This window comes from Streptomyces sp. NPDC090499, from assembly GCF_044769305.1.
GTDB lineage: Bacteria > Actinomycetota > Actinomycetes > Streptomycetales > Streptomycetaceae > Streptomyces.
In genome coordinates, this window is the sequence record NZ_JBIVXP010000002.1 from 794,047 (window position 1) to 805,755 (window position 11,709).

Consider the following 11,709-nt stretch of genomic DNA (forward strand, 5'->3'; position numbering starts at 1 on the left):
CCCGTGCGGGTCACGCAACAGCCCAGGTCAGAGTCGATTTCTCGGCTCTCTGCCCTGCTTGCTGGCGCCCAGAGCGTCAAACGAGCGTCATGGTCAACAATCCAATCTCATTCGGGCGGAAGGGATGTGGAGCTGCTTCTCCAGCTGTGGCCGGTGCTGCGCAAGCTTGTCGACGCCCGGCGGCTCGTCAACCGCTGGTCGAGGAGTCTCGGAGCCGTCTCACGTCTGTCAGTGTGCCGCGGTCCGCAGGTCCGAGAGCAGAACATCAAGGATCAGCTCCTCTTCGACACGTACTCCGTGCTCGGTCATCGCGGTGGCCAAGCGCGGATCCCACGGTGTCGCGGCGGCCGTGCCTGAGAGGTACTGAGGCTCACTCATCCCCGTCACGGCCGCCTGGTAGTCGGCGGCCTCGTACCGCCAGGGGCGCCATGGGGCCACTCGCCCGAGGGCGGTGGCGATGCGCACCCCTCCCCAGTCGAAGTCCGCGTGGTGGAGGAGAACCGCTCCGCGTGCGGACAGGCCGCGCAGCAGGGTGAGCGCCGCCGCCGAGGGCTGTCCCTGAAGGCACACCATGGGCGGGCATGCCGGGCCGAGGGCGTCGGCGGCGGCGGACAGGACGGCCGGGTTCTCGCACACGTGGACGTCTCCGGTCGCCGTCGTGATCCCGTTCGCGGTCCGGCGGGTGAGGGAACGCAGCGTCAGGACCGTGGGTTCGCCCTCGTCGGCCATCCAGTCGAGAGCAGGTGTGCCGCGCAGGTTGAGGGTGAGGACGGTGGATGACACGTCGTCCTTGAGGAGTCCGGCCGAAGCCCAGGCCTCGCGTCGCCACTCGGCGCCGGCTCCGTCGGGGAAGCCGGAGAGCGCACGGATCCCGGAGAGCACGAGCGTGGCGAGCGGGGTTCCTTCGTCCAGGGCGTGGGCGCCGGCCAGCCGCAGCGCCGCGAACGCCGCCCGTGACATCGGGGGGTCGGCCGGCAGTGCGCGCAGTGCCCGCACGGCGGAGGTGACGAGGAGGCCCGCGGCCTCGGGGGTGCGGGCGAGTCGCCGTACGAGGCCGTCCTCGCGGATCCGGCCGGCCCAGTCGGCCAGTTCGGCGTTCACGGCGGCGAGCGGGGCCAGTGCCGTCTCCCACGCCTCGGAAAGTCTGTCCCGTGTCTCCGCGCGCGGTACGACCGGCCCGGTGAGGGCGACCACGGCGGTCTCCAGGCCGTCGGGGCTGACGCCGGAGCGGCGCAGGACCTCGTCCACCGTGTCGAGGCGCACGGTCAGGGACCGTCCGGCGCTCGGAGGGCGTCCCAGCAGTCGCTCGGCGGCTCGGCGTTGGAGGTCGTCGGGGCCTGCCAGAGTGACCGTCCCGGTGAGGGGCCGTCCGGCCGCCATCCGCTGCCTGACGCGCTCCAGGAACCAGGCCAGCCCCGGGTCCCCGAGCAGCCGTCCGAGCCGTTCAGCGTCGACGTTCGCCTCGGCCGCCGACGGGTTCACGTCCACGGGGTCCCCGGTTCCACCGTGGCACGGAAAGCGTCGAGCGCGTCGGCTTCATGGGCCGGGCCGGGGAATGGGGCAGGAATCGGTGCCGGGCCCGCGGTGGTCCCGGGCTCGGGGCCGCGTCGCCGTTCGCCACCGTCCCACTCCCACCGGGTCACGAGTACGGCGTCGATGTCGTCGACCCGGGACAGCTGGGCGATGGCGATGCCGGGGACCTGTGGGTAGCAGGCCCACTCGCGTTCGCTGGTCATGACGACGTCGAGATCGAAGGCGCGCAACAGGCCCAGGCACTTGGCGCGGGAGTCGTCGTCGACGCCCGCGAACGCCTCGTCGAGGGTGACGAGGCGCGGGGCGTGGGCGCCGCCCGCGCTCGCGTAGTGGGAGGAGGCGGCGGCGAACAGGGGGACGGACGCGGCGAGGACGCGTTCGCCGCCGGAGGCGGGGCCGGTGGCCGGTACCCATCTGCCGTGCTGGTGGCGCTCTACGCCGAACTCGTGCCAGGCGCGGTAGTCGAGGGCGGCGGTGAGGTCCTCCTGCCAGCTGCCGGTACGGTCGTCGGCCTGCCGGCGGGCGATCTGCTCCTGGAGGAAGGCGCCGACGGCGGCCCGGTCCTCGGGTGACCAGGCGTCGGCGGACTGGCGCAGCCGGTCCCTGGCCTGGGCCAGCCCCTGCGGGGCGCGGCGGGAGGCGCGCCAGACCAGGCGCAGCTTCATGCCCGTGGACGTCGGGCGCTCCTCCAGCTCCCTGTTCATGGCACGTACTTGGCGTTCGGCCGAGCCGATCAGTTCCTGAAGGGTGCCGGCGACCTCGGTGATCAGGTGGGTCTGCAGGATCTCGCGTTCGTGCGCGGACAGGATGCGGGTCAGTTCGGCGACCTCGGTGGCGAGGGCTTCGGCGAGCTCGGGTACGGCGCGTTCGCGGCCCTGGTAGACGATGTCGACGCGCATGCCGTCCTCGCCGGGGCGGGCCGTGGCGGTGTGGCCGTGCCGGGACAGCGCGTCCTGGAGCCGCCCGAGTTCCTCGCTGAGATATCGCTGGATACGTTCCCAGGCCGCGTCGGAGTCCTCGGTCGTGGCGAGGCGGGACTCGATGGCGCGGGCGAGGGTCACGGCGGGGGTGGCCGCCCAGGGTCCGCCGTCCTCGTCCGGTACGGGCAGGTCGGGGAGGGCCACGGCGAGCAGTCCGGTCGCCGTGAACCGCTGGAGCGCGGCGACGGCCCGTTCGCGGGCGGCGGTGGCGTCGGTGACGTCCTCGGCGAGCCGTTCGATGCGCCCCTCGGCATGCCCGGCCTGCCGGTCGGCGGCCTGGATGTCCTCCTGGGCGCGCTGCTGTTCGCGCTCGCAGGCGCGTGCGGCTTCCCCGGTCTCCTCCAGCAGCCGCTGGAGTTCGGCGACGGCCGCTCCGACGGTCGAGCGGAGGGTGCGCAGGTGTTCGTCGGCGGCCGCGGCGAGGCGGGCCGCCTCCGTGGCGCGTTCGGCGAGCTCTGCGACGAGCCGCTCGGCGCGGTCGGTCTCGGTGCGTTCCCCGTCGACCGCCCGCTCGGCGTCCGCGCGCTCGCGCGAGGCGGGCCAGAGCGCGGCGAGGTGCACGGCGTGGTCGGCGAGCGCGTGCCGCACGGCCGCCAGACCGTCCCGCCCGGCGGGAAGGTTCAGGTCGGTTGCCGTGTCGCTGAGTTCGTTGGCCGTGCGGTCGGCTTCGGTCGCCGCGCGGGACAGTTCGGCGGCCCGCTCCCGCTGCCGGGTACGGGCCCGGTGGACGGTTTCGGCCGCCGCGCCGAGCCAGGCGTGGGCGCGGCGCAGGTCGTCCTCGCCGGGTACGGCGGCGAGTTCGGCGTCGAGGACGGTGCGCCGTTCGGACACCACCCGTCGCTGCTCGACGAGTTGCTCCCGTTCGGCCTCCATGGCCGCCTGCTCGATGCGCAGTTCGGCGATCCGGTTCCTGCGGTCCTGTTCCCGGGCCTTCTCCCCCACGTACTGGGCGCTGTCCTTGGCCCAGCCGCCGGTGAGCGCGCCGACCCGGAAGCGGCCGTCGACACAGACCCAGGTACGGCTGTCACCCTCCTGGTCCGCGTCCACCAGCGCGATGGCGGCCAGCAGGCGCTGGACGGTCTGCTCGCCGACGGCCGCGGCTCCGGCGTCGGCGTGGTCGACGGCCGGGCACAGCGCGCGGTCGAGTCCATTGCCGGTGGGCAGGTCGAGGGGATCGAGAAGGACGTCGTGGCCGTGCGCCGACACCGCCGTGCCGTCCGGCCGCACCCAGGCATCGAGGAGCCCGGAGGCCTCCAACGCGGCCTCCAAGCCAGCCTGTTGCGCCTTCGTCACATGCGGGCGGAAGTCGATGAGACGCCACAGCGGGGCGCCGAGGGCGCGGGTGCGGACGTCGGCGGTGCGGGTGTGCGGGGCGGCCGGTCCGCGCTGTCCGCCGGTTTCCAGAGCGGCCAGTTGCTCGGCGCCCCGGCGCAGGCGTTCGGCGGTGGCCTTCTCCGACTGGGTCAGGGCGGCGGCCCGGTCGGCCAGTCGGGCGCCGAGGACGCGGTGTGCGGTGGTGGCGGCGAGTCGGGCCGGATGGGGTCCGTCCAGGGTACTCGTCCAGCCCTGCACGGCGTCGAGCAGCCCCGGTAGCCCGTCGACGCGCAGCTCCGCGAACCCCGACAGCTTCTCCCGGACGGCTGCGACCAGGGCGTGTCCGGCCTCCGCGACCGCCTCCTCCGCCTCGGCCAGCTGTACCGCGCCGCGCCCGGCCTCCTCGTCGGCCTCGTCGGCGCGCAGCCGGGCGGCCCTGCGGGCCTCCTCCGCGCGTTCGGCCGCCGTCACCAGGGTCTCCACATGGTCCACGGCCCGCCGTCTGCTCGCCATGGCCTCGTCGGCGGCCCGGCGCAGGACCGGGGCAGGGGCTCCGGAGGTCCGGGGTACGTCGATGCGGGCCGCCGCCGCGCTGTCGGCGACCCTGCCTTCGATGTCGTCCAGGGCTTCCTGGGCGGTGGTCAGCCGGTTCGTGGCGGTGGCGAGCCGCCCTAGGGCCCGGGTGTGCGCTTCGGCGGCCTGCTGCCGGTCCGCCTCGGAGCGGACGACGTCCCCTGCGGTGCGGGAGGCGTCGGCCGCTGCCTGGTCGAGAGCGCGGGCGTCGCGCATCTCGGGCCCGGAGCGCAGTGCCGCGTCCTGGGCGCCGATCCGTGCCGCCCGCTCGGCGAGCGCCGTCGCGCGGTCCTGCGCCTCGGTACGGTCGGTGACGGCCTGATCGTGGTCGGCCTGTGCCCTGACGAGTTCCCGTTGGAGGTGTTCGTAGCGGGCATGTTCGGCGCGGGGCAGGCGGGCCCGGCGGCGGGCGGCGATGCGGGCGTAGCGCCGGTAGTGGTCGAGGAACGCCGACGACGCCTGCTGGGCCTCGCGGGCCGCCCGCAGCTCCTCCTTCTCCTCGTCCAACGACCGGAACGCCTCCGCCGCGTCGGCGACGACCGCCTGGTCCATCGGCGGCAGCGCCTCCGTCAACGCCCGGGACAGCGCTGCCTCGTTGGGCCGCTTGGACAGCTGGGGCTGGCGCAACTGGATGAGCAGGTCGACGAGTGCGCCGTAGCGCCGCTCCCCCAGCCCGAACAGGGCCTCGTCGACCGCGCGGCGGTACGCCTTGGCAGTGTCGTACACCATGCCGTGGTCGCCGATGGCCTCGGCGAGCCGGTCCCGGGACAGGGCGGTGCCGGTGGCGTCGAGCAGGTCGAGTCCGCCGGCGATCCGCTGGGTGGTGACGGCGAACCAGTGGCGGGCGATACCGCGTCCGGCGACGGCCTTCAGACCGCACAGCAGGGTGCGGAAGTGGGCCTCGCCGGTGGTGTCGTCGAGCCGGCCGAACTCGATCCAGGTGTAGCCGAGACGCTCCGGGTGAGGGTGTTCGCCGCCCAGGAGCAGGTTCCACTCCATGCGCTTGCCGGGGTCGCCGTCGGGCTCGACACGGCGCGCGGAGAGGTCTCCGTCGAGCAGGAACGGCAGGGTGAGGGCAAGCACCTTCGACTTGCCGGTGCCGTTGTTGCCACGCAGCAGCAGCCGGCCGTCGCGGAACCAGAACTCCTCGACGTCGTAGTGGAACAGGTCGACGAGCCCGATCCGCAGGGGCCGCCACCGGCCGGGCGCGGGGGCGGGCAGCACGAACGCCGGGGGCTCGGTGCGTACGGTCTGCTCGGGCGGGGCGGTCACGGCGGGGGTCACCTTTCGTCGCCGGTGGTGGTGATGACGGCGTCGCCGACCGCGTACCGCGCGAGGGCGGGGCGGGGCACGACGCCTCGCGGGGTGTCCTCGGCGAGTCCGAGGGCCTGGAGCTTGGTCAGGGCCTGAGCCACGAGCGCGGGTTCGGCTCCCGGCTCGCGGGCCGTCTTCGACCAGAAGTTGCCGTGCTCCACCGCAAGTGCACGCACGTGCGCGGCCAGTTCGGCGACCGTGACCGGCCGGTCGGCCTGGGCCAGGTGCTGGGCGAGGAGCAGGGTGATGTGGCCGTGGGTGCCCTGTTCCGGCATGCGTACGTCGGTCAGGTCGTCCAGCGGGTCGACCATGGCGATGCCTTCGGCCCGCACCTCTGCGACCAGGCCGGTCAGTTCGGTGATCCGGGCGGTGATGAAGCCGCGTTGCCGGGTGAGATAGGCGAGTTGGTCGTCGGTGAGGTCGTCGTAGTAGAGCACGGGGTCGTCGAGGAGGCGGCGGGTCAGTGTCCAGCGGATGGCACGGAAGCGCAGTTCGTCGCTGTCGAGGGCGGTCCGCGCCGTCATCTCCGTCAGGCGTTCCGCGAAGTCCTCGGCCTCGATCAGGGAGGGGCCGCGCAGGGCAGCGGGCATCCCCGCGAGGACGCGTCGGCGTACGTCGTACAGCACGTCGCCGGAGCCGCTGACGTACGCCTCCTCGTCACCGGCGACCCGCCGCAGCACCCCGAGCCGCAGCAGCAGGCGCACGACGGCGGCGAGGTCGAGGCGTTCGTCGCGCCGCTCCAGGGTGAACTCGATTCCGGCGGCGAGGAGTTCGGGGTCGGCGGCGGCCAGGACGACCTGTTCGGCGAGGCGGCCGAGGGCGACCTGGGCCTCGCCGCGCTCCAGGGCGGCGAGGGTCAGGCAGAGCAGGACGTAGCGGCGGCGGGTGAAGGGCAGGGCGGTGCGGGCCGCCTCGCGGGCGGGGTGGGTGGCGTCGGTGAGGGTGCCGGGTGTCTTGCGCAGCCGGGCCGCATCGGCGTCGGTTCGGAGCGTCCAGCCGACGTTGCGTTCGAACCAGTCGCGCAGCGCGGGGGCGTGCCGGCGCACCAGCCGGAACTCGTCGGTGTACGGCCCGTCGGCGGTCAGCAGCGGTTCCTTCAGCAACGCGCGTGCGGCACGCTGGAGTTCGGCCTCGCGCTGGCCTTCGAGGACCTCCGCCAGGGGACCGGAGGGGCCGGAAGGGCTGGTCATCGGCCCTCCCCCGTCTCCCCGGTCGCGGTGAGGTCGACGATATCGATCAGATGGTCGGGTCCGCTGAACACCCCTTCGGGAGTGTGCACTTCGGCCATCGTGCCGTCGTCGAGCGCGGTCAGCCGTACCTCCATCGAACCATCCGAACTGGTCGCCGTCGTGGTGGTCATACCGGGCCGCCAGGTGGCGAGGGCGTCGCCGAGCAGGCGCAGGAACAACTGGAAGGCGACGGGGTCGAGTTCTCCCAGCCGGGACAGCCGTACCGGCCCGCCCGTCGCGAGCCGGTCGCGGGCCTGTCCGGCCTGAGCCGTCTGCCGGGCCGCGAGTTCGGCGAGCCGCCGTTTCGCCTCGCCCCGGTCGGCGACCCTGCGCGGCCTGCCCCGGCGTTCATAGCTTCCGGTGCGGCGCAGCTGGGGGCTGATCCGCAGGGGCCGCGCCTTGGCCCAAGGCGTGGCGGCAGGCTCCGGGGCGGCGGCGCGTTCGGCGAGGGTCTCGGCGTCGACGGTGAGGTGCCGGGACGAGTGCAGCCCGAAGGCCACCCGCCACAGCCGGTGCCGCGTCTCGTCGTCAGGCGCCTGGGCGAACCAGCGCGCCAGCGTGCGGAAGTCGGCGGAGCGGTCCGAGCGCCCGGCCCGCCGCTCGTTCAACTGCCGTACGACGGCGAGAAGTTGCGGAATCGCGCCGAGAGCGCGCCCGCGCAGCAGCCGGGCCTGCGACTCCCGGTCCTCCTCCGACACGAACCACTGGGCGAGCCCGGACCAGCGCGCCACCCATCTCTCGTACGCCACTGCTTCGGCCCGCTCCGCCTCCTCGGGAGCGGCGTCGGCGGCCTCCCGCCCGGCGGCGAGGGCCAGCAGCGGCTCCACCCTCCCCTGTTCCTCCAGTTCTCCGATGAGCAGGGCGATCCGTCCACCGAGGGTGATCAGATCCTGGATGAACCGCTCCAGGTACTGGATCAGCCTGTCCTTGTAGGCGAGGAAAGCCTCGACCTCGATGTCGTGCAGGTCGATGGTGCGCTGCAACGACCCCATGAAGGCACGCGCGTTGTCCGCGAGGTCGGTGAAGCGAGCCGTGAGGACGGACAGCGCGATATGTACCTTGGCCGGGTCCGGCTCGTCCTCCTGGGCGATCACCAGCAGCGCTCGCAGCTGCGTCACGATGTCGTGCAGCGCGACCGCCTGGAGTTCCCCGCGCCGGCCGAGCGTCGCGTCGTACGTCCCGAGCGCCGCCTCAGCCGCCTCACCGGCCCGGGTGAGCTGGTAGATGAACCGCCTGCGGTAGAAGTCCTCGACCGCCGTCACCCGGGCGTGGTCGGGATCGGCCCGGAGGTTTCCCCATCCCACGAGCCTGTCCAGCGCCGTCACCACCGACTCGACGTCACCGGGCCGTGCGTCCGCGTCCAGCGCCGCGAACACGTCCTCCGGCCGCAGATGCACCGCGAATCGCTCCTTGGCGGCGAGGAACGCCCGCATGACCTGGCGGTAGAGGGCGGAGTTGGGCGTAGTGAGGTGCGCGAACGGGCTGTAGTCGGGCGAGGTCATCGTGGGTCCATTGTTCCCGACCACCGCCCTCACCGGTGCGTGATGTCCGGTTTTCGTCTCACACCAGGGGTGTGGCCGCGCACTCCGCCCACACCGTCTTGCCCGGCCCGTCGGACCGCGCGTGCCAGCCCCAGCGGGACGCGAGCCCCGCGACGAGGACCAGCCCCCGGCCCGCGGTGTCCTCGGGGTCCGGCGCGCGCAGGGCCTCCGGGCGGGGCGGTGTGCGTTCGGCACGGGTGTCGGTGACCTCGATCCGGACCACCGTACGAGCGGGTCCGGTCACGTACAGACGCAGGTGGAAGTCCCGGCCGGACACATGCCCGTGCCGCACCGCGTTGGCGCTCAGCTCGCCGACGACCAGCGCGATCGCCTCGTGCGGGCCGCCGCCGTACGGGATCCCCCAGCTGTCCAGCCGGTGCGCGGCCGGCCTGCGGGCGAGCCGGGCGCCGCGCGGGGTGGAGGTGAAGCGCATCTCGAAGTCGCTGCCGGGTTTGTTCGTCATGCCGACAACGGTGTCCGCGGTCGCGTAGCGTGACCAGCGGTGACGCACTGACGCGGGCCGGTTGTACGCGCGATGGCGGTACGAGTACGAGCGGCGCGGCGTGACGCCGTCCCGGACAAGGGCGTTGGGGCAGGGAGGCGGTAGGGGTGACCGAGGTGACGGACGAAGAGAACTCCGCGGGCCAGGCGGCGGACGCCTCGGGCCGGGGCGTGGTCGCCGCGTTCGGCCAGACCATGAAGACGTTGCGGCTGCGGGCGGGCCTGGAACGCGAGGAGTTGGGCCGCCGGATCGGCTACTCCGCGTCCACGGTCGCATCGTTCGAGCAGGGCCGGCGAATCCCGTCCCCCAGAACCATCGACAAGGCGGACGAGGCGCTGGGGGCGGAGGGGCTGAACGCCACTGGCTCACAGTCTTCCAGCTGCCGCCCTACTCACCCGACCTCAACCCGGTCGAAGGCATTTGGTCCGTCCTGCGGCGCACCACCACAGCCAACCGTGCCTTCGCCGATCCGAACGACCTGATCACCGCCGTCCGACGCGGCCTGCGCCAGCTTCAGTACCGCCCCGACAACCTCGACGGCCGCCTCACCGGCACCGGCCTCCGGCGCCCACCAGCAGGACGACATCACGCATTCAAGGTCAGTAGTGTCCGAGGGCAACTGGTCGGCGGAAGCGGTCAGAGCGTGGCAACAGCATCAGATTTCTACCACGCGGACATGCCGCAACGCAGGGCCCCAATGGTGCTCGCCACTGCGCCGGAGCACCGGCTGATCGAGCCAGCGATAGTAGAGTCGGCAGGCGAGCTTGAGGGGGTACGTGGCGGGCACCCCTCCGGCGGCCGGCTCTTTTCCGACCGGGTAGATCCTCTTCGAGGAAGGTGCGCCTGCGACAGATAGGCAGCGGCTCGGCGCAGGGCCTCGGCCTCCCGCTCCAGAAAACCCGACGCGCCGACGTGCTTCCCGTAGTTCCGCACTCTCCTGGCTGTTGGTTCCGGTGTTGGCTCCGTCGTCGATGTACGTCCGGCGCATCCGCTCCCACAGCGCCATCGCGTGGACCCCGAAGTCGGCGGCCACTTGCTCGACCGTCACACCCGGGCTCGCCATTCCAGGCCACCCGCAGGACATCCTCGCGGAACTCTGCTGGATAAGGGTTGGACACAGCGACATCCTTCCCACCCACTCCACAGGGCAGACCAGTTCGCATGTCACCCATTCGTGCAGCAGACCCCACGAACCCCGCTGCCCTGAGTAGATGAAAGGAGCGCAACGCACTCGACACGGTGTAACCCGTCCCGGTTGCGTCCAGGGAAGTGGTGTACCGGTTCCCACCTGATCCGGGTGTTTGCCCCGGCGTCGGAGTGAGGGTCCGGATATGAGAACGGCCACCGGCTGATCTTCGAGATGTCTAGGCTCGAAGGAGATCAGCACGATGACCGCATCAGACAGTCTGCCCCTGCACGCCCTCGCCGAGGACAACCTCGCGGCGGCGAGTCCCGATCTGCTGCGCGCGATGGTCAAGACGTTCGCCGATGCGCTCATGTCCGCGGAGACCGACGCCCGAGTCCGGTGCCCGGGTAGCCGCCGTCGGCGATCGTGAGGGTCTTGCCGGCGGCAGCCTTGGCGCCAGACTCCTCCCACGCCTTGCAGTCGTTGCGGTTGCCGGCGAGCGGCCGGCCGACCACGACGACCAGCCGTGTGTCGGCGTCGATGACGACCTGGTGGTTGGTGGAGTACCGATAGTTCTTCGACCGCTCGGCCACAGTGTGGTCCCGGATGGGCACCAGGATGCCGTCGACGATGAGCACGGTGTCCTTGGCGAACCGCTTGCGGGGCTGGTGCGCGAGCATCGGCCCCAGGTGGTCGATGATCCGGCCCGCCGCCGACTTCGACACCCCGAACAGCGGCGCGAGTTGCCGCATCGTGAGGTTCGTGCGCCAGTACGCGGCGACCAGCAGGGCCCGATCCTCCAGCGGAAGACTCCACGGCCGCCTTTGCGGACCGCGTCCGCGCCCCCGCGTCGCAGCACCGTCACCAGCTTGCCGAACTGCCGCCGGCTCAGCCCGGTGAACGGGGCTATCCAGGACGGCTCCGACGCCGTGATCACACCAGCCACACCAAGATCATTCCAGTTGCAGGCGCTGCCCAGCGTCCTCGATCCTGTGTGCTCGACAAGCAAGGAGGGCACATGGGACTGGTTCTTTTCCCTGGCGACGGGGACAACGGCAGTCCGGATGTCTCCTGGTCCTACAGCGGCTTCGCCGCGTTCCGGCGGCGTCTGGCCGAGGCCGAGGGGGTCGTCCTCTCCGAGATGTCAGGCTTCGGCGGCGAACGCCCGTGGAACCAGGTGTCCACCGCTCTGGAGCCACTCCTCGATCATCCGGATGCCGGCGGCGACGACCTTTCACCTGCCGAGTGCGCGTCTATTCTGGTCCGGCTGGAAGCGATCACCGACCAGTGGGCACAGGAGGGCGGCGACCAGCTCTTCCAGCACATCGAGGACGCCCGCCAGCTGGCGGGCGTCCTGCGGCTCTGCATTGAGAAGAACGTCCCGCTGGGCTTCCTCTGAAGCCCTGACCGCGGAACCCGCTTACGGGACAACTCCTTAGTGTGACGGTGGGTGGGGGTGCTCGGGCTGGTGGTGGGGCAGTGTCCAGCAGATCATCTGGCTAAGACGCTGTTGTCTTTCCGGACATGAGGGCGGTGTTTTCGCTGGTCAGGCATAGTGCGGGTGGTTCGGTGGGAGTGGTGGCGTGTCGTGTCGTCG

Annotated in this window: 6 protein-coding genes and 4 pseudogenes; 4 read left to right on the forward strand and 6 right to left on the reverse strand. The window is 72.2% G+C overall.

Going from position 1 to position 11,709, the window contains the following annotated elements; genetic code table 11:
- Window positions 1-228: 228 nt before the first annotated feature.
- Genes ACIQVL_RS11925 through ACIQVL_RS11945 form a run of 5 tightly spaced genes read right to left on the reverse strand, consistent with a single transcriptional unit; the run spans window position 229 to window position 8,947 of the window.
- The gene (locus ACIQVL_RS11925; RefSeq protein WP_403475201.1) at window positions 229-1,488 is read right to left on the reverse strand and encodes a TIGR02679 family protein; all 1,260 of its coding nucleotides are present in this window, start codon (window positions 1,486-1,488) and stop codon (window positions 229-231) included.
- Window positions 1,479-5,672, reverse strand: a complete 4,194-nt coding sequence (locus ACIQVL_RS11930) for a TIGR02680 family protein (protein ID WP_403475202.1) — start codon at window positions 5,670-5,672, stop codon at window positions 1,479-1,481. Before ACIQVL_RS11930 ends, ACIQVL_RS11925 begins: the two co-directional genes overlap by 10 nt.
- A gap of 8 nt (window positions 5,673-5,680) precedes the next feature.
- On the reverse strand, window positions 5,681-6,904 hold the full coding sequence (locus tag ACIQVL_RS11935; protein ID WP_403475203.1) for a TIGR02678 family protein: 1,224 nt from the start codon (window positions 6,902-6,904) through the stop codon (window positions 5,681-5,683).
- Window positions 6,901-8,445, reverse strand: coding sequence for a TIGR02677 family protein (locus ACIQVL_RS11940; RefSeq protein WP_403475204.1), 1,545 nt, complete (start codon window positions 8,443-8,445; stop codon window positions 6,901-6,903). Before ACIQVL_RS11940 ends, ACIQVL_RS11935 begins: the two co-directional genes overlap by 4 nt.
- A gap of 58 nt (window positions 8,446-8,503) precedes the next feature.
- Window positions 8,504-8,947, reverse strand: coding sequence for an ATP-binding protein (locus ACIQVL_RS11945; protein ID WP_403475205.1), 444 nt, complete (start codon window positions 8,945-8,947; stop codon window positions 8,504-8,506).
- Window positions 8,948-9,093: 146 nt separating this feature from the next.
- Here ACIQVL_RS11945 and ACIQVL_RS11950 point away from each other — a divergent pair.
- From ACIQVL_RS11950 to ACIQVL_RS11960, 3 pseudogenes are all read left to right on the forward strand, one after another.
- Window positions 9,094-9,339, forward strand: a pseudogene (locus ACIQVL_RS11950) (multiprotein-bridging factor 1 family protein); the annotation flags it as partial.
- A pseudogene (locus ACIQVL_RS11955) lies at window positions 9,336-9,560 on the forward strand (transposase); the annotation flags it as partial. The pseudogenes ACIQVL_RS11950 and ACIQVL_RS11955, both read left to right, overlap by 4 nt.
- Window positions 9,561-10,374: 814 nt before the next feature.
- A pseudogene (locus tag ACIQVL_RS11960) lies at window positions 10,375-10,503 on the forward strand (IS256 family transposase); the annotation flags it as partial.
- 1 nt (window position 10,504) lies between these two features.
- Here ACIQVL_RS11960 and ACIQVL_RS11965 read toward each other — a convergent pair.
- Window positions 10,505-11,058: pseudogene (locus ACIQVL_RS11965) on the reverse strand (transposase family protein); the annotation flags it as partial.
- Between the two features lie 72 nt (window positions 11,059-11,130).
- Between ACIQVL_RS11965 and ACIQVL_RS11970 the strand changes: the two are divergent.
- Window positions 11,131-11,511, forward strand: a complete 381-nt coding sequence (locus tag ACIQVL_RS11970; protein ID WP_403475206.1) for a hypothetical protein — start codon at window positions 11,131-11,133, stop codon at window positions 11,509-11,511.
- The last annotated feature ends 198 nt before the right edge of the window (window positions 11,512-11,709 follow it).